The organism is Cupriavidus sp. UYPR2.512 (assembly GCF_000379565.1).
GTDB lineage: Bacteria > Pseudomonadota > Gammaproteobacteria > Burkholderiales > Burkholderiaceae > Cupriavidus.
Genome location: NZ_KB903152.1, coordinates 29,655 through 52,756 on the forward strand (window position 1 = coordinate 29,655; position 23,102 = coordinate 52,756).

Sequence of the window (23,102 nt, forward strand, 5' to 3'; positions counted from 1 at the left end):
GCTACCGCGGCGGCAAAGCCAGGATGGCAAGGCCATCCGGCTCCTTGCCGGTGGCGAAGGCATGGCGCAGGGTCAGGCCAGGCAGGTCAAGCTGGCCGACGGTGTGGTCGTTGAGCGCGACATAGGCGCGGCTCGGGTCAGCCGGATGGAAGGCGAGCGCGATCGGCTTCGCGCCGGTATCGACGCGGCCGGTCTCGACAAGCGTGTCGGGATCGAAAATGCGGATGCTGCGCTCGCCGTAGTTGAGCACGAACAGGCGGTCGTCCGGCGACCAGTAGATGCGGGTGGGATCCTCGCCGGTCGGCACCGTGCGCACGGCTTCCATCGTGCGCGCGTCCAGCCGGGTAAGGCTGTGATCGTCGCGGCTGGCGACATAGAGCGCCGCTTCGTCGCGGCTCAGGCAGCAGCCTTCGGGACGCCTGCCGGCGTAGGCCGCCCGCGGTGCGCGGGTGGCATCGTAGGGGTGCACCAGTGTCACGGTATGCGACAGCAGGTTGGTCACGTAGGCACGCTCGCCATCGGCCGACAACACGAACAAATGGCTCTTTACCCCGCCCGCCGGCACGGCGCGGTCCGGCACCGGGCGCTCCAGCGGCGCCTCGAACACCAGCAGCATATTGTCGCGTTCGCTCAGCGCATAGACGCGCCCTTGCCGGTCGATCTGCAGGCCATGGATGCGGTGATAGGGCGAGCAATCCAGCCGTGCCCCGACTGCGCCGCGCATCAGGTCGACTGCGATCACCGCGGCGCCACCGTCACCGGCATGCGCGAAGGTCTGCACACCATAGTGGCCGACGTAGCCGCACAGGCGCTCGCGGTCCACCACGAACTCATGGGGATAGTCCGGCAACTGCACGCTGAAGCGGCGCTCACCGCCAGCCAGTTCGTAGGCGCTGAAGCTATGGCCGAATTTCTCCACCAGCACGGCCGTCCATCGGTTGTCCATTCTGTCTCCTTGTGATTCGCACGCCTGTGGGATTCCAGGCTTTTTTGTACGGCGGCAAAGGTGGTGCCACGGACAGAAGTTTGGCGCAGCCAACGATAACTATCTATTGAATATTAGGCATCGAGCTATCTCCATTGGTTATCGCTACGCCGACCGCTGCCGCCGCCACCGCCATCGCCAGCCGGCCCGGCGCCGAGTCGTCGTGCGCGGATGGTATGCTTGGTGCTTTCAACTCACACGCAAAGGGCGCGTACCCTGATGGAAATTGCCATACTACTGGCGCTGATTCTGCTCAACGGCCTGTTCGCGATGTCCGAAATCGCACTGGTCACGGCCCGCAAGGCACGTCTACAGCGCCAGATCGAGAACGGTGACCGGGGCGCCATTGCCGCGGTCCAGCTGGGCGAGGACCCCACGCGCTTTCTGTCCACGGTGCAGATCGGCATCACGTCAATCGGCGTGCTCAATGGCGTGGTCGGCGAATCCACGCTGGCGCAGCCGTTTGGCCTTTGGCTGCAAGGCTTTGGCCTGGCGCCCAGCACCTCAGGCTATGTGGCAACCGCCATCGTGGTGGCCGGCCTGACCTATTTTTCCATCGTGCTGGGTGAACTGGTGCCCAAGCGCCTGGGCCAGATGGCCCCGGAAGCCATCGCGCGGCTGGTGGCGCGCCCGATCGGCTGGCTGGCCGTCGCTTCCACTCCGTTCGTCAAGTTGCTGTCCGGCTCCACCCGGCTGGTGCTGCGGCTGCTGGGCACCAGGGTCGATCGCGGCCGCGGTGTGACCGAGGAAGAAATCCACGCATTGCTGGTCGAAGGCTCTGAAGCCGGCGTGATCGAGCAGCACGAGCACACCATGGTGCGCAACGTGTTCCGGCTGGACGACCGCCAGCTGGCTTCGCTGATGGTGCCGCGCGGCGATGTCGTCTATCTGGACGTGGAAGAAACGCTGGATGAAAACCTGCACCGCATCGAAGAATCCGACCACTCGCGCTTTCCGGTTGTGCGCGGCGGCATGCACGACATCATCGGCGTGGTCAGCGCGCGCCAGTTGCTGGCGCGCCGGCTGCGCGGCGAGGAAGCCGACCTGAAGGCTGCGGCGCAGCCTGCAGTGTTCGTGCCCGAGAGCGTGACCGGCATGGAACTGCTGGAGAATTTCCGCGGCTCCGGCGGCCAGATGGCCTTTGTCATCGACGAATACGGCGAAGTGCTGGGCCTGGTCACACTGCAGGACCTGATCGAGGCCATCACTGGCGAATTCAAGGCCGACGCCGCCGGCGAGGAATGGGCGGTGCAGCGCGACGACGGCTCGTGGCTGCTCGACGGCCTGATCCCGATCCCGGAACTGAAGGACCGCATCGGCCTGCGCCAGGTGCCGGAGGAAGAAAAAGAGCGCTACCACACCCTGTCCGGCATGCTGCTCCTGCTGCTGGGGCGCCTGCCGCAGATCGCCGACAGTGTGCAATGGGGCGACTGGCGCTTCGAGATCGTCGACATGGACGGCAAACGCATCGACAAGGTGCTGGCCGCGCGCCTGCCCCCGCAGGAAGGGCCTGAGGAAGAAACCACCGGCTGATCAGGCCAGTCAATCCGCCACTGCCGGATTCCGGCGGTGGCGTCAATCCGGGATCACAGCCGATGACGGCCATTTTGATCCATATCAAGTTGCAGGTTGCGGCCAAGTCACCTTGGCGCAATTTGCAATGTTCCGCCTCCTCCCCTTCGCTTATGATCGGCCTGTGCGGCCCACATGCGGCCGTGGCAGGCATGAATCACCAAGGCCTGACGACAAGCGCCGGCGGCCGCCCCAACGGCCAGCCGAACGACCAAATCTGATACCGGGGAGACGCGGGCATTGCAAGGCCATCAACATGGCTGCCCGCAAGACCATCCATGCATCCTGATGCCGATGACATCGACGCGCCAGCGGCCGCGGGCGCGCTTGGCGCGATGCAGCCTTCCGCCCTGGTGTCCGCGCTGGCGGCACGCCGCTCCGGCAACGGGCAGCCAGCGACGATCCTTTCTATCCGCCTGGACCGCTTTTCCAGCGCCTGCGAAACCCTGGGGCCCCGGCGCGCGGCCAGGCTGCAGGCCATCGTGCAGGCACGCGTCGCCTGCCTGCTGCCGCCCGGCGCCATCATGCACTGGATGGCAGCGGCAGACCTGGTGGTCATTACCGCACTGCCGGACGGTGTGTCCGACCCCGGTCCGGTGGCCAGCCGGCTGGCCGACGACCTGTCCCGGCCGTTCGCGCTGGAGGGCTTCGAGCTGTTCATTTCGTGCAGCATCGGCGTGGCCACCGACCATCCGGATATCCCGGCTGAGCGCAGCCTGCAGCAGGCCCTGGACGCCATGCTGCGGGTCGACCGACGCGGGGGCGACGGCCTGGCGCGCGCCGACAAGCCCGCCGCGCCGCCGACCGCGCCCCTGCTGGCAGCCCTGCCCGACGCACTGGAGCGCGGCGAGCTGAGCCTGCAGCTGCAGCCGCGCGCCGACTTCGCCAGCGCCGTTGTCAGCGGCTACACCGTGCGGCTGCGCTGGCACCATCCGGCGCTGGGGCGCGTGGCGCCGCAGGATTTCCTGCCGGCGGTGGAGTCGCTGGGGCTGGTCGGCCGGATTGGCAGCTGGCTGCTGGAAAGCGTGCTGCCGCTGGTACGTGCCGCCGAAAACGTGGCCCCGCTACAGTTCACCCTGCTGGCTTCCAGCGCGCAGCTGCACCGCCCGCAGATGGTGGAGGCACTGGCCCAAGCCATCGACGCAGGCGGCATCGCACCGGACCGCCTGTGCATCGAAGTGTCGGCCAGCGCCGTGCCGGCCGACGCCGACGTCATTGCCCGCTTTGCCGCCCTGCGCCGGCGCGGGCTGCAACTGACGCTCGGCGATTTCGACGACAGCCCGGGCTGCCGCCAGTTGCTGGCGGCGCTGCACCCGGACAGCGTCACGCTGGACGCGCGCCGGCTGGGCCATGCACCCCGGCCCGGTGATTCCGCCAACCGTGCCGACAGCCTGCGCGCCGCCTGCCGGCTGGCCCGGGGCGCCGGCGTGTCGGTCTGTGCCAAGGGGATCGAGACCCGCCAGCAGCTCGAGGCGGTGCATGCCTGGGGCTGCCACAGCGTGCAGGGCTACCTGCTGGCGCAGCCATTCCCCGCGGCCTGGCTGCTCCAGACCCATGCGGCAATCCAGCAGCGCGCCCGGGAGCTGCTGGCGCCCCACGCCTGAGAAACGGCTGGCGTTGCGGCCGTTGCACGATTTACAAATTGGCACATAGCAGATATCAAACCCGCTCACAGCAGCGGTAAAATCGGCGCAAATCCCTCAATCCCTGAATCTCTCGATTCTTAAAATCCTCAAAAGGAGCCCGGCGTGAAGAAAGGTTGGATCTGGTGCGTTTTGTTTGCCACCCTGTTGGCTGGCTGCAACACGATGGCGGGGCTCGGCCAGGACATTCAGCGCGGTGGCCAGAAGCTCGAAAGCTCGGCGGACCGTCACAAGTAAGCCGCCAGCCCCCAAGTCTGATGCGGCCCGCACCGCGTCGATATGAAAACGGCACGCCGCATGGCGTGCCGTTTCTCTTTGCGCGGCCAGTGCTCAGCCCTTGTTGCGCAGTGCCTTGGCCTGCTCGGCCAGCGTGCGGATGCGGCCCCAGTCGCCGCTGGCGACGGCGTCCTTGGGCACCACCCATGAACCGCCCACGCACACCACGTTGGGCAGCGCCAGGTAGGTCGGCGCCAGCGCAGCGTCGATCCCGCCGGTCGGGCAGAAGCGCAACTGCGGCAGCGGCCCGCCCAGCGACTTCAGCATCGGCACGCCGCCCGCGGCCTGCGCCGGGAAGAACTTGAGGAAGGTGAAGCCGGCTTCCAGCGCCGCCATCGCCTCACTGGCAGTGGCCACGCCCGGCAGCAGCGAGATGCCCGCGCCCTGCGCGCCGTCGGCCAGCGCCGGAGTCAGGCCGGGCGAGACCGCAAACTGCGCGCCCGCATCGCGCACGGCGTGCAGTTGCGCCACGTTCAGCACCGTGCCGGCACCGACGCAGGCCTGCGGCAAGGCTGCCGCCACCGCCTTGATCGCTTCCAGCGCTACCGGCGTACGCAGCGTGATCTCAAGCAGCGGCAAGCCGCCGGTGACCAGTGCCTCGCTGACGTGCAGGGCCTCGTCGACCGAGTGGAATTCCAGCACCGGGATCACCGGCACATCGGCAAGGCGTTGAAGCAGCGGGGAAGTCTGGTTTTGCATGGCTGTCTCGGAATAAGGAGTGCGGAAGCAGGGTTTCAGGGAAGCAAGAGTTCAGGCCAACCGGGTCACGCGATCACCGACACCGACTGCGCCAGCCGGCCCAGCACGGTCTGGGCGTCGGGGATCGGCGCCACCGCGCCATACCCGGTGGTCGACAGCGCGGCGGCCACGTTGGCATAGCGCGCCGCCTCGAACGGATCGGCACCCGCGGCCAGGCGCGCGACAAAGCTGCCGCCGAAGCAGTCGCCGGCTCCGGTGGCATCGACTGGCTTGACCGGATAAGGCGGCACCAGCGCGCGCGACTCGGGCGTGGCTACATAGGAGCCCTCTTCGCCCAGCTTCAGCGCGACCAGGCCGACGCCGCAGCCCAGCAGGTAGTCGACGATGGCGTCGCGGTCGTCCAGCCCGGTCAGCACGGTGATGTCATCCCAGCTGGGCAGGCACACGTCGGTCAGCGTAAAGGCCTCGCGCATGATGCCGCGCGCGCGCGCCAGCGACCACAGCCGCAGCCGCAGGTTGGTGTCCAGTGTGACCTTGGTGCCGGCCTTGCGCGCATGCTCCATCGCGTCCAGCCCGGCATCGCAGGCACTGGTGCTGATGGCCAGGCTGATGCCCGACAGGTGCAGGTAGCGCGCCGCCGCAATCGCGCCCAGCGGCAGATGCTCGTGCTGGTAGAGGCTGGCGGCAGAGCCTTCGCGCAGATAGTCGAAGCGGTGGCCGTGGTTGTCGTGCGAGACAAAGTAGACCCCGGTAGGCGCGCTCGGGTCGACGCGCACGTGGCGGGTATCGACGCGCTCCTGCGTCCACAGCGCGCGCAAGCGCTCGCCGAAGGTGTCGGCGCCGACCGCGCAGATGTAGCCGGTGCTGGCGCCCTGGCGCGCAGCGGCAATGCAGAAGTTGGAAGTGTCGCCGCCAAAGCCTTGCAGGTAGCGCGACGGATCGTCGGGCTGCTGGTTGAACTCCACCAGCGGTTCGCCGTAGGCCAGGATGTCGATGCTCATGGGGCCGCCTGCCTCAGAAGAAAGTTTGCACGATGTCGATCACGCGCATGTCGCGGTCCAGCACCGGGATATGGCGCCACTTGTCGAAAGTCAGGCACGGGTGCGAGATATCGAAGGCAATCATGTCGCCTACCTGCACGTCGTCGCCCGGCTTGACCTGCAGGTAGGCGTGCTGGTCCATCATGCCGGTGACTTCCCAATGCGCGGGCACGTCCACCGGCGCCTCGGTGCCGGGCCGGTACAGCCGCGCCGGGATCGGCATGCCGGCGTCGAAGGCCGCATCGCGCTTGCCCATGCCGATGATGACGCGGTCCGGCTCGGGGATCGACTGCACATAGGCCCACAGCTGCAGTGCCGGCAGCAGGCCCTCGCGCATCTTCTGCGCGACCGGGTTGCTGGCCAGGATGCGCTGCTGCGCGGCCCGGTAGATGCCCACGTCGTGCGTCAGGTAGCAGCCCGGACGCAGCACGATGTCGATCGGTGCGCCGATCTCGGTGCGCGCGAATTCCTCAGCCACCACGTCGTACCAGGCCGAACCGGCACCCGACATCACCACCGGGCTGCGGCCGAAACGGCCTTCCTGTGCCAGCTGCCGCGTCACCGCCACGGTGCGCTGCAGGAACTTGCGGATATCAGCCTCTTCCTTGAGCACGCCCTCATAGATTTCCACACCGGCCAGCGACAGCGCATCGGGCCAGCGCGCCAGCGCCTCAAGCACGGCTTGCTGCTGCGCGCCGTCGCGTACGCCGGTGCGCCCGCCTTCCACGCCCAGTTCCAGCAACACTTGCAGCTTCTGGCCGCGCTCCTGGAAGAACTTGCCGAGCTGGTCGGCCAGCGCAGCCGAGTCCACCAGCGCGAAGAATTCGAAATCCGGATCGCGCAGCAGGTCAGCGATGATTTCCATATTGCGCCGGCCCACCAGCTGGTTGGCCATCAGCACGCGCTTGACGCCGTGCGCATGCGCGGCCGCGGTCTGGTGCGCGGTGGCCAGCGTGATGCCCCACGCGCCGGCGCCGAGCTGGCGCGCAAACAGCTTGGGCGCCATGGTGGTCTTGCCATGTGGCGCAAGCTGCACGCCGTATTCGTTCATGAAGCGGCGCATCCATTCCAGGTTGTGCGCAAGCCGGTCTTCATAGAGCACCGCGGCCGGGAGGCTCAACTCTTCCTGCAACAGGTTCCAGCCGGTTTGGCCGGCCGCATCCGGGGCAATGGGGGCTTCCATCCGGCCCAGCGCCTTGTTGAGCGGATCGATCACGCCGGCCTGATACTTTATTTCACGCATGCTTGTCATCATCCTGAAAAAATCTGATTGACGTAATGATAGCCCTGAAAATAAGATATTTCATCCTTGTTATAAAGTAACACGCAGATGCCCGGAAGGGCTAGCCGGGACCACGCGATTGGCACCCGCCAGATGCGCCAATCACTGTTATAGCCCCTGCCCGCGGGCACTGCAGCTTCCGTCACATTTCGATCCGATCCGTCTTCCGACCAGACCTGCCGCCCATGACCGCGCCCTTCGACATCCTGACCCGCATCGCCGAGCGCGGCCCCGCGCTGCGCCTGGCCGAGCAAAAGGTGGCGCAGGTGGTGCTGGAAGACCTGGCCGGCGCGGCCGCCGCCAGCATCAATGAGCTGGCGCGCAAGGCCGGCGTCAGCGAGGCCAGCGTGACGCGCTTTGCCAAGGCCATCGGCTGCCGCGACGTGCGCGACCTGAAGCTGCGCCTGGCCCAGGCCACCGCGGTAGGCGCGCGCTTCCTGCAGCCCGGCAGCGTTCCCGCCGGTGAAGCCGCCCCGGCCACGCTCGCTGACAGCATCCACGCCGACATCCTCACCGCGCTGGAAGTCAACCGCGGCCTGATGGACGCGCAGCGCATCGAGCAGGCCGCGCGCCTGTTGCTTGGCGCACGCATGGTCTACGCTTTTGGCATGGGCGGCGGCTCGTCATTCATGGCCGACGAGGCCCGCCATCGCCTGGCGCGCCTGGGCCAGCCGGTGGCGAGCTACCAGGACGCCCTGCTGCAGAAGATGGTGGCGGCCACGCTGGGCCGCGACGACGTGGTGCTGGCGTTCTCGGCCAGCGGCCGCGTGCCGGAGATGCTGGCCAGCTGCGATATCGCGCGCGAGTACGGTGCCCGGCTGGTGGCCGTGACCGCGCTGGGCTCGCCGCTGGCCGCGCGCGCCGACGTGCTGCTGCCGGTGCGCACGCTGGAGACGGATTTCATTTTCAAGCCGTCGGCATCGCGCTACGCCATGCTGATGGTGCTGGACGTGCTGGCCACGCAATGCGCGCTGTTGCAGCCGGACCAGAGCAAGGAGCGACTGCGCCGGCTCAAGTACGTGCTGGACACCCACCGCGGTGAAAGCGGCCCCGCCAGGGGCCCCGACAGCCGCCAGCCGCTGGGAGACTGACCATGCCACACCTGTTCGACACCCTGATCCGCTGCGTCACCCTGATCGACGGCTCCGGCGCCGCCGCGCGCCTGGCCGACGTGGCCCTGCGCGACGGCCGCATCGCCCGCATCGATGAAGCCGGCGCGATCGATCCCGACGCCGCCTCGCATGTCGTCGAAGGCGACGGCCTGGTCCTTGCACCGGGCTTTATCGACGTGCATACGCACGACGACACCAACGTGGTGCGCCAGCCCGAGATGACGCCCAAGCTGTCACAGGGCGTCACCACGGTGGTGGTCGGCAACTGCGGCATCAGCGCCGCGCCGGTGACACTGGCAGGCGAACCGCCCGACCCGATGAACCTGCTCGGCCATGCCGACGCCTTCCGCTACCCGGATTTCAAAAGCTACGTCGATGCGGTAGGCGCCGCGCAGCCCGCGGTCAATGTCGCCGCGCTGGTCGGCCATACCGCGCTGCGCAGCAACCATATGGACCGCTTCGACCGCGCCGCCACGCCGGAAGAAATCGCGGCAATGCGCGCGCAGCTGGAAGAAGCGCTGCAGCACGGCGCGCTGGGACTGTCCACGGGCCTGGCCTACGCCAACGCCTTCAGCGCACCGACCGATGAGGTGCTGGCGCTGGCCGAACCGCTGGCCAAGGCCGGCGCGCTCTACGCCACCCACCTGCGCAGCGAGTTTGCCGAGATCCTCGACGCCATGGACGAGGCCTTCCGCATCGGCCGCCATGCGCGCGTGCCGGTGGTGATCTCGCACCTGAAATGCGCGGGCGTGGCCAACTGGGGCCGCAGCACCGAGGTGCTGGACGCGCTCGACGGCGCGCAGCGCTGGCAGCCGGTGGGCTGCGACTGCTACCCCTACACCGCCAGTTCCTCCACGCTGGACCTGAAGCAGGTCACCAGCGATTTCGACATCATGGTGACCTGGTCCGAAGGCGCGCCCGAGATGGGCGGCCGCCTGCTGGCCGATATCGCCGCCGAATGGCAGGTCGACCTGCACGAAGCCGCGCGCCGGCTGATGCCCGCGGGCGCGGTCTACCACTGCATGGAAGACGCCGACGTCGACCGCATCCTGAGCCATCCGGCCACGGTGGTCGGCTCGGACGGCCTGCCCAACGACCCGCTGCCGCATCCACGCCTGTGGGGCGCATTCCCGCGCGTGCTGGGCCACTACGCGCGCGACCGCGAGCTGTTCCCGCTGACGGTGGCCGTCAACAAGATGACCGGCATGTCCGCCGAGCGCTTCGGGCTGCAGGAGCGCGGCTTCGTGCGCGAAGGCTACTGGGCCGACCTGGTGCTGTTCGACGCCACCACCATCCGCGATACGGCCAGCTTTACCGATCCCATGCAACCGGCCGAGGGCATTGCCGCGGTCTGGGTCAATGGCGAGCTGTCATGGCAGCAGCGCCAGACCACCGGCGTGCGCGCCGGCCGGTTCCTGCCGCGAGGCCCGCGGCCTGAGTTCGGCGCCGCCTGACCGGCGCGCTGCCCTCCTTCCTTCCCAAATCCAACACAATCCCAGGAGTACCCATGGACATCAAACGATTCGGCGTCGAAGGCGGCACCGGTACCGGCGGCCAGCACATGCCCTTCGCCCGCGCGGTCGCGGCCGACGGCTGGCTCTACGTCTCCGGCCAGGTGCCGATGGTCAACGGCGAGGTCATCGACGGCGGCATCGTGCCCCAGACCCACCAGGCCATCAAGAACGTGCTGGCCATCCTGGCCGAGGCCGGCTACGGCCCCGAGCACGTCGTGCGCTGCGGCGTATGGCTGGACGACACGCGCGACTTCGCCTCGTTCAACAAGATCTTCAAGGAATACTTCGGCGCCAACCCGCCCGCGCGCGCCTGCGTGCAGTCAAGCATGGTGGTGGACTGCAAGGTCGAAGTGGACTGCATCGCCTACAAGAAGCCGGCGGCCTGAGCCTGCTGCCAGCGGATTGCGTCATCCCCTCCCGACCGCGGCAGGGGGAAAAACCAAAAACTAATCCCTGCCGCCACAAGCGGCCTTTTTTCCACGCAAGGAGACAATATGGGTCCCGTCACCGGAACCACGCTCTTGGTGTATGCGCTGATCGCAGTGATCGCACTGGTGGTGCTGATCGCGCGCTTCAAGCTCAACCCCTTCATTACCCTGGTGGTCGTATCGGTGCTGCTCGGCTTTGCCGTGGGCATGCCGATGGGCGACATCGTCAAGTCCTTTGAGGCCGGCGTCGGCGGCACCCTTGGCCATATCGCGCTGGTGGTGGGCCTGGGCACCATGCTCGGCAAGATGATGGCCGAATCCGGCGGTGCCGAGCGCATCGCGAACACACTGATCGATTTCTTCGGCGCGAAGAACGTGCATTGGGCGATGGCCACCATCGCCTTTATCGTCGGCCTGCCGGTGTTCTTTGAAGTGGGCTTCGTGCTGCTGGTGCCGATCGCCTTCAATGTGGCCAAGCGCACCGGCACTTCGATGGTGCTGGTCGGCATCCCGATGGTGGCCGGCCTGTCCGTGGTGCACGGCCTGATCCCGCCGCACCCGGCCGCGCTGCTGGCGGTAACCGCCTATGGCGCCGACATCGGCAAGACCATCATGTACGCGCTGATCGTCGGCATTCCCACAGCAGCCCTCGCTGGCCCGCTGTTCGCCAAGCTGATGGACCGCTACGTCAAGCTGCCCGAGGTCAATCCGCTGGCGGAGCAGTTCACCGAAGAGGATGAGCGCGTCAAGGCATCGCATGAGTTGCCGGGCTTCGGCATCACGGTGTTCACCATCCTGCTGCCCGTGATCCTGATGCTGATCGGCAGCTGGGCAGACCTCATCGCCACGCCCAAGACCTTTGCCAACGACTTCCTGAAGCTGATCGGCAACTCGGTGATGGCGCTGCTGATTGCGGCGCTGGTGAGCTTCTACACCTTCGGCAAGGCGCGCGGCTTCAACCGCGAGACCATCCTCAAGTTCACCAACGAGTGCGTGGCGCCCACCGCCATCATCACGCTGGTGGTCGGTGCCGGCGGCGGCTTTGGCCGCATCCTGCGCGACTCGGGCATCTCCAACGCCATCGTCGACGTCGCCACCGGCGCCAACGTGTCGGTGCTGGTGCTGGGCTGGCTGGTGGCGGTGATGATCCGCATCGCCACGGGCTCGGCCACGGTGGCCATGACCACCGCGGCGGGCATCGTCGCGCCGATCGCCGCCAGCGTGCCGGGCACGCGCCCGGAGCTGCTGGTGCTGACCACCGGCGCCGGCTCGCTGATCCTGTCGCACGTGAACGACGGCGGCTTCTGGCTGGTCAAGGAGTACTTCAACATGACCGTGGCCCAGACCTTCCAGACCTGGTCGGTCTGCGAAACCATCATCTCGGTGGTGGCGCTGCTGCTGACGCTGGGGCTGGCCACGCTGGTCTGAGCGTCCCCTCCCGCGCCTCCGTCCCGGGGGCGCGCCGGGCAGCCAGGCAAACCCGGCATCAGCCGGGATTGCCTGGCCTGCGCCCTCCCGCACTGCCTCCTTGATGCGGCCGCCAGCGCCGCGCGCCAACGGGGAGAGCCTCCCATCACCATCGCCCCGCTGCTGCACGCTCTCGCGGCCTTGGCGACGCTGGACGTGGTGCAGATGGTCCATGTCCGCAAGGTCGAGTAGGTCAACGGAAAGCTGCACAACCTTGAGTTCGACAAGTTTGCGCAGGTGAAGGACTCGGGCGACTAAGGCGCACGCGCATTTTCAAAAGTTGGCGATTCCTGCGTCGGCGGCATGGGTTCAAATTTCGCCCGCCCTTAGAAATGCGACGTCTCTCATCGATTACCCGGCACCGACAGCAAATACTGGTGGCGTCATTGATGATCTACTCGTCACACGATCTTCCGGGCAACCTTGCCTAGATGTTTTTTTTGATGCAATATTGCATCATATCTGAAGCAAGGAGCATGACATGCGCACGACCGTGACGATCGATGACGCCCTGTATGAGCAAGCACTAGAGGTAGCCGACCCTAACATGGACAAATCTGACCTTTTTCGTGAGGCAATCAAGACTTTCGTTCGGGTACAAGCAGCCAAGCGCCTCGCAGCACTGGGTGGCGCCGCTCCCAATATGGAAGACGTGACACGCCGCCGTCCGGAACCTGAAGCGAAATGAGCGTGCTCGTCGACACCTCTGTGTGGGTAGATCATTTCAAGAACCGGAATGACAGACTGGTCAGCTTGCTTGTGTCGGATCAAGCCCTGACCCACCCCATGGTCCTGGTTGAATTAGCTTGCGGAACACCCCCAGCGCCGCGGATCCGGACACTTGGCGACATCGGGCTATTGCAACCCGCAAAGCAAGCAAGCCTGGCAGAGGTGATGGCGTTCATCGAGCACGAGAAATTGTATGGGCTGGGTTGCGGCCTGGTCGATGTCTCCTTGCTGGCTTCCACTTTGATCACGCCTGGCGCACGGCTATGGACACTGGACCAGCGTCTCGACCATTTGTCGGTACGTTTTGGTGTGGCACATCGGCCGAAGCTTCACTAGGTCACGTGAAGCGCCACCACTCGAGCGGCGCACACTGAGCCTCATGAGGCACGGCAAGCGCTTTGTGCGCTCACATCAACACAACGGTTTACATGGCTGCGCCCACCGCCTAAGGTCAACCAGGCAATGACTTGCCGGGAAACCACCCATGTCGATCGACCGTCGCTCATTTCTCAGCCTGGCCGCCGGTCTGGCCGCTACCGGCCTCAGGCCGGTGTCGCCGGTCCATGCCGCCACTGTCGCCGCACCGTTGCGCCGCAATATCCCTGGCACCACCGAAGCCCTGCCCGTGGTCGGCATGGGCACCGCCGACACCTTCAACGTCGGCACCGGCGCAGACGAACGCAAGCCGCTGGCGGAGGTGATGGGCCTGCTGCTGCAGACCGAAGGCTCGGTCATCGATACCGCGCCCAGTTACGGCAGCGCCGAAGCCGTGACCGGCGACCTGCTGCGCGCGGCCAATGCCCGCAGCCGCGTGTTTCTGGCCACCAAGATCTCGGCCCGGTCCGGCGCGCCCGCGCAGGCGCAATGGGCGCGTTCGCTGGCCGACCTGCAGGTGGACAAGATCGACCTGCTGCAGATCCACAACCTGATCGACTGGCAGGCCAACCTGCGCTGGCTGCGCGAGCTGAAGGAACAGGGCCGCATCCGCTACCTGGGCATCACCCACTACCGCGACGATGCGCACGAGGCGCTAGAGAAGATCGTGCGCAGCGAGCGCGTGGACTTTGTCCAGATCAACTACTCCGTGGCCGAGCGCAATGCCGAACGCACGCTGCTGCCGCTGTGCGAAGCGCGCGGCGTGGCGGTGCTGGTCAACCGGCCGTTCCAGGACGGGCGCCTGTTCCGCGTCGTCAAGGACCGCCCGCTGCCGCCGTGGGCTGGCGATATCGACTGCGGCTCGTGGGGCCAGCTGTTCCTGAAGTTCATCGTCAGCCATCCCGCCGTGACCGTGGCGATCCCGGCCACCTCCAAGCCGCGCAATATGGCCGACAACCTTGGGGCCGGACTCGGCCGCATGCCCGATCCCGGCCAGCGCGAGCGCATCGCCGCGCTGCTGCGCTGAGCCGTATCGATCGTGGACGAACCCGCGCGCGACCCGCCTGCCAGCGGCCTGGCCCGGCTGCGGCGCGGCTTCGGCATCCGCCCCGGCGAGACCGGCGCCGTGGTGGGCGGCTTCCTGTTCTTCTTCTGCCTGTTCGCCAGCTATTTCATGCTGCGCCCGGTGCGCGAGACCATGGGCATTGCCGGCGGCGTGAAGAACCTGCAGTGGCTGTTCACCGCAACCTTTGTCGTGATGCTGGCCGCGATCCCGCTGTACGGCGCGGTCTGCGCGCGGCTGCCGCGGCGCCGCTTCGTGCCCTGGGTGTACGCCTTCTTTATCGCCAACCTGCTTGGCTTTGCGCTGGCCACGCGTGCGCTGCCGGACAACGTCTGGCTGGCGCGCGTCTTCTACGTGTGGCTGTCGGTGTTCAACCTGTTTGTGGTATCGGTGGCATGGAGCCTGATGGCCGATGTGTTCCGCCCCGAGCAGGCGCGCCGTCTGTTCGCACTGCTGGCCGCCGGCGCCAGCGCGGGCGGGCTCGCCGGCCCCGTGCTGGGCGGCTGGCTGGTGCCGCAGATCGGCCTGACCGGGCTGATGCTGCTGTCGGCCGCGCTGCTGGCCGCAACGCTGCCCGGCGTGGGCTGGCTGTTTGGCTGGCGCCGCCGCGCCGGCGCGGGCGTGGTGCAGCCGGGCGAAGCCTCGGCCGGCGCGGCGCAGGATCCGGCCACCCCCATCGGCGGCCGGTTGCTGGCCGGGTTGTCGCTGCTGCTGCGCTCGCGCTACCTGCTTGGCATCGGCCTGTTTGTGATCCTGCTGGCCACGGCCAGCACCTTCCTGTATTTCGAGCAGGCGCGGCTGGTGGCCGAGGTCTTCCCGGAGCGCACCCGCCAGACCCAGGTCTTCAGCGCGCTGGATGCTACCGTGCAGGCGCTGACCATCCTGGTCCAGCTCTTCTTCACCGGCCGCATGGCGCGCCGCTATGGCGTCACCGTGCTGCTGACCGCGGTGCCGCTGGCGGTGACCTGCGGCTTCCTCATATTGGCGATGCTGCCGACCTTCGGCATGCTGGCCGGCGTCATGATCCTGCGGCGCGTGGGCGAATACGCGCTGCTGCGCCCGGGGCGCGAGATGCTGTTCACCGTGGTCGATCCCGAAACCAAGTACAAGGCCAAGAACGTGATCGACACCGCCGTCTACCGTGCGGGCGACGCGGTCAGTGCGTGGGTCAAGACGGGAATCGATGCGCTGTCGGGCCATCCGGCTACGGTGGCACTGGCTGGCGCTGTGCTGGCGCTGGTGTGGGCGGGACTGGGGTGGTGGCTGGGGCGGCGGCATGAGGGGCAGTTGGGCCCGCAGGACGCCAGTCTCAGCCGTGCCGTGGGGAACACCGCTGCCCAGGACAAGGGTTTTCCCGGTTGACGCTGTGTCTGCGAAGCCATACATTGGCCGTGCAGATCTAGATAAGAGACCATCTGTAAGATGGTCTCTTAGCGCCTTGCAGTTGCTGCGGCCTCTTACAGAACAAATAAGAGGAGACCGCCGTGCAACGCTCTGCTATCAAAATTCGTGGCATCGATGATGTCATTGCCTACATAGATTCCTGCCCAGGCATTCGCGGCAGGGCCGGTGTCATCTGGTGGCTCGCACTCGGCGGCCTTTTCCTTGATGCGTTTTCCAATTCTGCGCTGAGCGCCGGCCTCGGGCCGATGACGCGCAACCTTCAGCTCGCGCCTGCAAAGGTCGCCCTGTTGACCTCGTTTGCCTCCTGGGTGGCCATTGCCTTCAACCCTATCGGTGGCTGGATGGCCGACCGCTGGGGCCGTGTCCGGCCACTGATTCTCGCCAAGGTACTGGCTGTGGTCGGCGCGTTGCTGGTAGTGTTTGCCCCCGGCTTCGAGGTGATCCTGGCCGGGCGCTTCTTTGTCGGCGCGGCCTACGGCATCGACTTTGCCATCGCCATGGCGGTGCTGGCGGAGTTCACGCCGGTGAAACTCAAGAGTCGGCTGAACACATGGCAAGGCATGTGGTACACGGCCGTCTGCTCCAACCTCCTGTTGGCACTGCTGTTCTATTCCTGGGACGTTGGCGATACGATCTGGCGCTACTCGGTGGCGGCCACCGCGGTCTTCGGCGTGATCATCCTGCTGCTGCAGGGCCTGTTCCTGGTGGAGAGCCCGATCTGGCTGGCACGCAAGGAATTGCTCGATGCCGCCGCGCACGCCATGACGCGCATCTACGGCCGTGAGTTCGTTGCCGCCCCGCCCGCGGAACGCATCCCCGTCCTCAACCAGGCGCGCCGCGGCCTGGCCAACGTGCTGCTGATCTTCCGCGGCGTCTACCTGCCGCGCACCATGCTGGCGGCCACCGTGCAGATCGGGCAGTCGATCCAGTACTTCGCGATCGGCTGGTACCTGCCGCTGATCAGTGCGGCCCTGTTCGGCAAGGACTTCGTCTACGCGACGATTGGCGCGCTGGTTTTCAACGTCTGCGGCATCTTTGGCGGCTTCCTCTCGCCCTTGATCGGCCGCAAGCTGGGCCTTCGCCGCGCCTCGGCGTTCGGCTTTGCGGCGGTATTCGCCATGCTGCTGATCCTGGGCCTGTTCAACGGCAAGATGCCGATGTGGGCGGCAGTGGTCGTTCCGTCGCTGTTCATCCTGTTCCACTCGGGCGGCCCCGGCGCCAATGGCAAGAGCCTGTCGTCACTGTCTTTCCGCAGCGAACTGCGCGCGGGCGCCAACGGCATCATCGGCGCGCTCGGTGCCATCGGCGCTGCACTGGGCCTGCTGGTCTTCCCGCTGTTCCGCGCACAGTATGGCCTGGAGACTACCTTCCTGATTCTTTCCGTGGTGCCGCTGCTGGCCAGCATCATTTGCTTCGCGATCCGCTGGGACCCGACCCGTACCACCATCAACCCCGACAATGAAGCGAATGCTCCGCAGTTCAAGGGCGATGAGCCGGAGGCTCCTGGCTTCATGGATCCCGCGATCGAGAAGGCCCGGCCATGATCCAGCGCAGAAATGTCATCCTCGCGATCGATGAGGGCACCTCTGGCACGCGCGCCGCGGTGGTAGCCGCCGACGGCCATGTGAGGTGCCTCGAGTACACCACGCTTGAAGTCCGCTCCCCCTGCCCCGGCGTGGTGGAACAGGACGCCGACGTCCTGCTCGACAAGACCCTGGCGGTCTGCCGCGCCACCCTGGCACAGGCGGCTCGCGAAAACCTGAACGTCACTGCCCTCGCTATCGCCACCCAGCGCGCCACCGCGGTGCTATGGGACACGCAGACCGGACGTGCGCTGGTACCCGCGATGGTGTGGCAGGACACGCGGTACGCGGCCGATCTCGCCCAGCTTGCGCCGGCATGGGACGCGACCCTGCGCAAAACGGCCGGCCGCCCGAGCGGTGTACGCTCGCCGTACCTCTGGGCAGCGCGGCACCTGCGCGACACGCCGGCTGTGACTGACGCCTTCCGCGCGCGCCGGCTCGCATTCGGCACCATCGACAGCTGGCTGCTCTGGCACCTGTCGACGGCACGCGCATGCATCACCACGCCGACCAATGCCACCTCCTGCAACGCCTACGTGCTGACCGGGCATCGCTACCAGCTCGACTGGATCGATGCGCTTGGCTTTCCGCGCGAACTGCTGCCCGAACTGCGCCAGGATGCGGACGACTTTGGCCGCACGCGTCCGGAAGTGCTGGGGATTGACGTGCCGATCCTGGCTTGTGCCGGCGACCAGCTCGCCGGCGCAATCGGTCTGGGGTGTCTCGATGCCGGCCAGGCGATGTGCCTGCATGGCACCGGCAGCTTCGTCGATCTGGTAGTCGGCCCGAACCTTCCTGCCCGCAGCGGCAAGTCAGACAGCACCCTGACCATGACCGCGCGCCGGCAGCTGGGCGTGTCGCATTTCTCGGTCGAAACCTTTGTCGCCACCACCGGCTCCGCGCTCAACTGGGTCTGCGACAAGCTCGGCTGGTTTGAGAATGCCAGGCAAATCAGTGCGCTGGCCAGCACGGTTGCGTCCTCACGGGGCGTGACCTTTGTCCCCGCGCTGACCGGCCTGCGGGTCCCACGCATGCAGCCTGAGGCGCGAGCGGCATTGACCGGTATCTCGATGGCAACGACGCAGGCTGAGATGGCCTTTGCGATCCTCGAAGGCATTGCGCATTCGGTGACTTCATGCATCGAGGCAAACCGGGAGATCGCGGGCGTGCCGGTGTCGGAGCTCGTGGTTGGCGGCGGCTTGTCTGGCAGCGACGCGCTGCTGCAGATGCAGGCGGACCTCAGCGGCATTCCCATCCACCGCATGAAGGAAACGGACCGTGCCAGCCTGCGCGGCATCGCCTACCTCGCCGGGTCTTCCGGCCTGCTTTGGGATTCCATGCAGCAGGCCCGTGCCACCACAACGCCAGACGCGGTGTTCGAGCCGGCAATTGGCGCCGATGAGCGTGCCCAGCGGCGTGCGCTCTGGAATGCGCGGGTGGCATCCGAGCTCAACCATGCGGACGCGCTTGCGGTCCATTAACAAGGAGCAACAACAGACATGGTGATTTTTCCATCCCGCAGCGCCAACCGCGAGCGCGCCGCCATGACCAGCACCGAACCGTTGCGGCTGGTGCGCCGGGACCTGCTTGACCGCCTGGAGGCGGATGCATTCGACATCCTGGTGGTCGGCGGCGGCGTGACGGGCGCCTACGCCGCGCTGGATGCCAGCCTGCGCGGCTATCGCGTGGCGCTGGTTGAAAAGTGCGACTTCGCCGCGGGGACCTCGTCCAAATCATCAAAGATGGTGCACGGCGGCCTGCGCTATATCGAACAGGGCAATCTTGGCCTGGTGCGCCATTCACTGCTGGAGCGCCAGCGCCTGCGCCGCAACGCGCGCCATCTGGTGCAGCGGCTGCCGTTCCTGTTCCCGGTGATGGAGCGCAACGGCGTGTTCGACAAGCGCCTGGCCAGGGCCTTCGAGAGCCTGCTCTGGACCTACGACCTCGCCGGTGGCTGGCGCGAGGGAATCCTGCACCAGAAGCTGACCAAGGCCGAGGTATTGGCCCACTGCCCGACCTTCAATGAGGAACATCTGACCGGCGGCTACCTGTACTTCGATGCGCGCGTCGACGATGCCCGCCTGACACTGAACCTCGCGCGCACGGCAGCGTTCCATGGCGCGGCAGTGGTCAATCACGCGACCGTCGCCGAGATCACCCGCGACGGACACGGCAAGGTGGATGGCGCCATTGTCCACGCCGGCGAGCGCGAGATCCGCGTGCGCGCAGGCGTGGTCATCATGGCAACCGGGGTCTGGCTGCGCGACTGGACCGGACGCAGGAAGGGCGAGGCCAGGACCCTGCACATTCGCCCTGCCAAGGGCGTCCACGTTGCCATCCCGTGGCTGAAGATCCGCAATGACTGCACGGTGACCATCCCGGTGCCCGGGCGCAGCCGCCGGGCAACCATCACGCGGTGGGGCAACGTGTCCTACCTTGGCACCACCGATGAAGACTATGAAGGCGACCTCGACAATGTCATGTGCACCCGGCAGGAACTCGACTTCCTGCTGGAGGGCGCGCGTTCGGCACTCAACACCGACCTGAAGCCGGAAGACGTGGTGGGCAGCATCGCGGGGTGCCGCCCTCTGGTGGCGCCGCCCGGCGGCAAGACCCTGGAAATCAAGCGCAATCACGAGATTCATATCGCGGACGACGGCCTGGTGACCATCGTCGGCGGCAAGCTCACGACCTCGCGGCACATGGCCGAGCAAACCATCGACGCCGCGCAGAAGGTCATCGGCAAGCGCGGCAAGTGCCTGACCAGATCGGCCTATCTGCTTGGGGCGGCTGGCTATGACCCGCAGGCAATCGTCGCGTCCGGCGGCATGTCCGCGCACCTGGGCGAGCGCTACGGCACAGAGGCGCGCTTTGTCAGCGACATCCTGCAGGCGGACGCCACCCTGGCCACGCCGATCGTCGAAGGCCTGCCCTATACCGAGGCCGAAATCGTCTATGCCGTGCGCCATGAACTGGCCGGCACGGTTGACGACGTCTTGTCACGTCGCATCCGCGCACGCCTGATGGCGCGCGATGCCTCCGCCCGGGCCGCAGCGCGGGTGGGCCAGATCCTCCAGGCCGAACTCGGATTGTCCGAAGCGGCCGTGGCGCGGCAGGTCAGCGAATACCTGGCCGCCGTCGCCCTCGAAAAATCCGTCCTCATGGGAGACTCAGCATGATCAGCAAGGAAGCCATCAAGCGCGGCTACAACCGCGGCAACTATGTCGTCGGCGCCCACACGCCGCCGGGCTATGCAGCGAACATCCAGGACACCCCGGATGCGCCGGGCCTGCAGCGCGACACCATTGCTGTCGGCGCGGCCGATGTCGCGGCCCTGCGCAAGGTTGCCGATGAAGTCTTGACCGATACCGCCGATGTAGTGGCGTGGACACGCGACTGGTGGGCCGGATCGATGATCACAGAGACCGCCGGCAAGCCCGCCACGCCGCGCGCGGTCATCGTACGCGCTTCCACCGTGGAACAGGTGCAGGCAGTCATGCGCATTGCCAGCGCCAGTGCCATCCCGGTCACCGTATCGGCCGGACGCAGCAACGTGACGGGCGCCGCCCTGCCCGTGCGCGGCGGAATCGTGCTGGACGTATGCGGCCTGAACAAGCTTGTCGGATTCGACAAGGACAGCCAGATCGTCGACGTGGAAGCCGGCATGTTCGGCGACCTTTTCGAACAGACCATGCAGAAGGAATTCGGCATGACGATGGGCCACTGGCCATCGTCGTACGCCATCAGCACGGTCGGCGGATGGGTAGCCTGCCGCGGCGCCGGCCAGTTGTCCACGCGCTATGGCAAGATCGAGGACATGGTGTTCGGCATGGACGTCGTGCTGGCCGACGGCAGCCTGGTCACCGTGGGCGGCTATTCGCGCGCGGCGTTAGGCCCGGATCTGCAGCAACTGTTCATCGGATCCGAGGGCATGCTGGGCGTGATCGTGCGTGTGCGCCTCAAGCTGCACCGCCTGCCCGACTACGGTCGCGCCATCGCCTATGGCTTCAAGACTTTTGCCATCGGCCTGGAGGCCTGCCGCGAGATCATGCAGCGCGGGGCCAATCCGGCCGCGCTGCGGCTCTATGACGAACTGGAGAGCGGCGTGCAGTTCGGGCTGCCCGACACCAATGTGCTGCTGGTTGCCGACGAGGGTGCGCGCGAGATCGTCGATGCGGTGATGACGATCAGCGAACGCGTATGCCTGGAACGTGGTGACAAGCTGGACAGCGAGTCGATTTTCGAGCGCTGGCTCGACACACGCTACCTGACCGGCAAGAGCGCCGAGGGCTTCAAGCGCAGCCCCGGCTTTGTCGCCGACACGCTCGAAATGTCCGGACCGTGGCGCGACCTGGCTGCCATCTACACGGACGTTGTCAAGGCCATCAATGCGGTGCCGGGCACCCTCGCCGGCTCCGCGCACCAGTCGCACGCCTATGTGGACGGCGCCTGCCTGTACTTCTCGCTGCGCGGCGAGGTCGCGGTGGCAGACCGCCAGAAGTGGTATCGCCAGGCATGGGATGCTGCCAATGCGGTGCTGATCCAATACAATGCGGCACTGAGCCACCACCACGGAGTCGGACTGCTGCGCGCGCCATATATGGCCTCGTCGCTGGACACGGCGTTCCCGCTGCTGGCGGCAGTCAAGCAGGCACTTGATCCGCAGAATATCCTGAACCCAGGCAAGCTGGGTCTCAGTGACGTGCTCACCAACGAACCGAAGTAACCCGGCATGGACAGGTCCCTCGGTGCGCGCCTGACGCGACACCCCGTCATCGGCACACTCTACGGTGTTGACCAGATCGACGCCATCTTTGAAAGCGTGGCCGAAGTCTGCATTGTCGCCAACGTGGAATTGCGCAAGCTGCAGCCAGTCATCGCCACGCTGGCCAGCGCCGGCAAGTACGTCATCGTCAATATCGACAGCTGCGAAGGCTTGTCGCAGGACAAGGGCGGGGTGGAGTACCTGGCCGACATCGGGGTGACCAGTCTGGTTTCCACACGCGTGGCAACGATCCAGCGCGCCAACCGCGCTGGCATGGTGACGATGCAGAAGGTCTTTGTGACCGACCGCTCCACCTGGCCGCGCAGCGTCAAGGCGCTCGAGCAGAGCGACCCGAACCTGGTGCAGCTGATGCCGGCGCCGATGCTGTCGCACCTGCCCGAAGCGGACCGCAAGGCGCTGCCGCCGATCGTGACGTCAGGCTTTGTCTGCAATCGGGATGATATCCGCAGCGCGCTCGCACATGGCGCTGTGGCCGTCTCCACCAGCGACCGCAAGCTCTGGAATCTGGAAGCGGGAGCGCTGAAGCCGTAGAACTGCGGCCTGGCGCGGCCTGGGCAGTTTCGCTGACCGCTGATCGGCCAAAGCTGGCCTTCTGCCGCAGGAAAATCGTATAGTCATGTCCTCGGACCTGGCTTGCCCCCGCGCGCCGCGCCAGCCCGCGCAGCGCAGCCCGCAAGCCACCCCCACATTCCTGATCCCGGAGGACTCCCCCATGAAAACCAAAGCCGCCATCGCCTGGAAAGCCGGCGCCCCGCTGACCATTGAAGACGTGGACCTGGATGGCCCGCGCGCCGGGGAAGTGCTGGTGGAAGTCAAGGCCACCGGCATCTGCCATACCGATTACTACACGCTGTCCGGGGCCGACCCCGAAGGGATCTTCCCGGCGATCCTGGGCCATGAAGGCGCGGGCATCGTCACCGACGTCGGCCCGGGCGTAACCTCGCTCAAGCCCGGCGACCACGTGATCCCGCTCTACACGCCGGAATGCCGCCAGTGCAAGTTCTGCCTGTCGCGCAAGACCAACCTGTGCCAGGCCATCCGCGCCACGCAGGGCAAGGGCCTGATGCCGGACGGCACCTCGCGCTTTTCCATCGACGGCAAGCCGATCTTCCACTACATGGGCACGTCGACATTTGCCAACCAC

General features: G+C 66.7%; 21 protein-coding genes. 17 read left to right on the forward strand and 4 right to left on the reverse strand.

Annotation, left to right across the window (positions count from 1 at the left end; genetic code table 11):
- Nucleotide 1: 1 nt before the first annotated feature.
- Nucleotides 2-946 carry a YncE family protein gene (locus A3A5_RS0125905; RefSeq protein ID WP_018313385.1) on the reverse strand — a complete coding sequence of 315 codons (945 nt, stop codon included), beginning with the start codon at nt 944-946 and terminating at the stop codon, nt 2-4.
- Nucleotides 947-1,204: 258 nt separating this feature from the next.
- Here A3A5_RS0125905 and A3A5_RS0125910 point away from each other — a divergent pair, with 258 nt between their 5' ends.
- The 3 genes from A3A5_RS0125910 to A3A5_RS0125925 all read left to right on the forward strand — a co-directional run bounded on the left by A3A5_RS0125910 (nt 1,205) and on the right by A3A5_RS0125925 (nt 4,437).
- Nucleotides 1,205-2,518: a hemolysin family protein gene (locus A3A5_RS0125910; protein WP_018313386.1), complete on the forward strand. Its 1,314-nt coding sequence runs from the start codon at nt 1,205-1,207 to the stop codon at nt 2,516-2,518.
- A 317-nt stretch (nt 2,519-2,835) separates the two neighbouring features.
- Nucleotides 2,836-4,161 (forward strand): GGDEF domain-containing protein, encoded by a 1,326-nt coding sequence (locus tag A3A5_RS0125920; RefSeq protein ID WP_018313388.1) that lies wholly within the window; start codon nt 2,836-2,838, stop codon nt 4,159-4,161.
- 144 nt (nt 4,162-4,305) lie between these two features.
- Entirely contained in the window at nt 4,306-4,437 is a 132-nt protein-coding gene (locus A3A5_RS0125925) for an entericidin A/B family lipoprotein (protein ID WP_010814145.1), read from the forward strand.
- A gap of 93 nt (nt 4,438-4,530) precedes the next feature.
- Here the strand turns inward: A3A5_RS0125925 and A3A5_RS0125930 are convergent, their stop codons facing one another.
- The 3 genes from A3A5_RS0125930 to A3A5_RS0125940 form a co-directional block, all read right to left on the reverse strand.
- Nucleotides 4,531-5,175: a bifunctional 4-hydroxy-2-oxoglutarate aldolase/2-dehydro-3-deoxy-phosphogluconate aldolase gene (locus A3A5_RS0125930; protein WP_018313389.1), complete on the reverse strand. Its 645-nt coding sequence runs from the start codon at nt 5,173-5,175 to the stop codon at nt 4,531-4,533.
- A 65-nt stretch (nt 5,176-5,240) separates the two neighbouring features.
- The gene (locus A3A5_RS0125935) at nt 5,241-6,176 is read right to left on the reverse strand and encodes a sugar kinase (RefSeq protein WP_018313390.1); all 936 of its coding nucleotides are present in this window, start codon (nt 6,174-6,176) and stop codon (nt 5,241-5,243) included.
- 13 nt (nt 6,177-6,189) lie between these two features.
- Entirely contained in the window at nt 6,190-7,458 is a 1,269-nt protein-coding gene (locus A3A5_RS0125940) for an amino acid deaminase (protein ID WP_026201136.1), read from the reverse strand.
- Nucleotides 7,459-7,682: 224 nt separating this feature from the next.
- Here A3A5_RS0125940 and A3A5_RS0125945 point away from each other — a divergent pair, with 224 nt between their 5' ends.
- From A3A5_RS0125945 to A3A5_RS0126010, 14 genes are all read left to right on the forward strand, one after another.
- Nucleotides 7,683-8,588, forward strand: coding sequence for a MurR/RpiR family transcriptional regulator (locus tag A3A5_RS0125945; RefSeq protein WP_013952846.1), 906 nt, complete (start codon nt 7,683-7,685; stop codon nt 8,586-8,588).
- Between the two features lie 2 nt (nt 8,589-8,590).
- A complete protein-coding gene (locus A3A5_RS0125950; protein WP_018313392.1) occupies nt 8,591-10,063 on the forward strand; it encodes an amidohydrolase family protein in 1,473 nt (490 codons plus the stop codon).
- 53 nt (nt 10,064-10,116) lie between these two features.
- A complete protein-coding gene (locus A3A5_RS0125955) occupies nt 10,117-10,509 on the forward strand; it encodes a RidA family protein (RefSeq protein WP_012355941.1) in 393 nt (130 codons plus the stop codon).
- Nucleotides 10,510-10,617: 108 nt separating this feature from the next.
- The gene (locus A3A5_RS0125960; RefSeq protein ID WP_018313393.1) at nt 10,618-11,979 is read left to right on the forward strand and encodes a GntP family permease; all 1,362 of its coding nucleotides are present in this window, start codon (nt 10,618-10,620) and stop codon (nt 11,977-11,979) included.
- Nucleotides 11,980-12,499: 520 nt separating this feature from the next.
- Nucleotides 12,500-12,706: a type II toxin-antitoxin system VapB family antitoxin gene (locus tag A3A5_RS0125965; protein ID WP_018313394.1), complete on the forward strand. Its 207-nt coding sequence runs from the start codon at nt 12,500-12,502 to the stop codon at nt 12,704-12,706.
- Nucleotides 12,703-13,083, forward strand: coding sequence for a type II toxin-antitoxin system VapC family toxin (locus A3A5_RS0125970; RefSeq protein WP_018313395.1), 381 nt, complete (start codon nt 12,703-12,705; stop codon nt 13,081-13,083). Before A3A5_RS0125965 ends, A3A5_RS0125970 begins: the two co-directional genes overlap by 4 nt.
- Before the next feature lie 148 nt (nt 13,084-13,231).
- Nucleotides 13,232-14,149 carry an aldo/keto reductase gene (locus tag A3A5_RS0125975; RefSeq protein ID WP_018313396.1) on the forward strand — a complete coding sequence of 306 codons (918 nt, stop codon included), beginning with the start codon at nt 13,232-13,234 and terminating at the stop codon, nt 14,147-14,149.
- A gap of 12 nt (nt 14,150-14,161) precedes the next feature.
- Nucleotides 14,162-15,547 carry an NTP/NDP exchange transporter gene (locus tag A3A5_RS0125980; RefSeq protein WP_018313397.1) on the forward strand — a complete coding sequence of 462 codons (1,386 nt, stop codon included), beginning with the start codon at nt 14,162-14,164 and terminating at the stop codon, nt 15,545-15,547.
- 122 nt (nt 15,548-15,669) lie between these two features.
- A complete protein-coding gene (locus A3A5_RS0125985) occupies nt 15,670-17,133 on the forward strand; it encodes an MFS transporter (protein WP_018313398.1) in 1,464 nt (487 codons plus the stop codon).
- Nucleotides 17,130-18,653: an FGGY family carbohydrate kinase gene (locus A3A5_RS0125990; RefSeq protein ID WP_020508586.1), complete on the forward strand. Its 1,524-nt coding sequence runs from the start codon at nt 17,130-17,132 to the stop codon at nt 18,651-18,653. The genes A3A5_RS0125985 and A3A5_RS0125990 overlap by 4 nt, the downstream gene beginning before the upstream one ends.
- Nucleotides 18,654-18,671: 18 nt before the next feature.
- A complete protein-coding gene (locus A3A5_RS0125995; RefSeq protein ID WP_018313401.1) occupies nt 18,672-20,351 on the forward strand; it encodes a glycerol-3-phosphate dehydrogenase/oxidase in 1,680 nt (559 codons plus the stop codon).
- Nucleotides 20,348-21,898: an FAD-binding oxidoreductase gene (locus A3A5_RS0126000; protein WP_018313402.1), complete on the forward strand. Its 1,551-nt coding sequence runs from the start codon at nt 20,348-20,350 to the stop codon at nt 21,896-21,898. The genes A3A5_RS0125995 and A3A5_RS0126000 overlap by 4 nt, the downstream gene beginning before the upstream one ends.
- 6 nt (nt 21,899-21,904) lie before the next feature.
- Nucleotides 21,905-22,489, forward strand: coding sequence for a glycerol-3-phosphate responsive antiterminator (locus A3A5_RS0126005; protein WP_018313403.1), 585 nt, complete (start codon nt 21,905-21,907; stop codon nt 22,487-22,489).
- Nucleotides 22,490-22,670: 181 nt separating this feature from the next.
- Nucleotides 22,671-23,102, forward strand: a 432-nt coding sequence (locus A3A5_RS0126010) for an alcohol dehydrogenase catalytic domain-containing protein (protein WP_026201137.1), incomplete at its 3' end; no start/stop codon positions are given.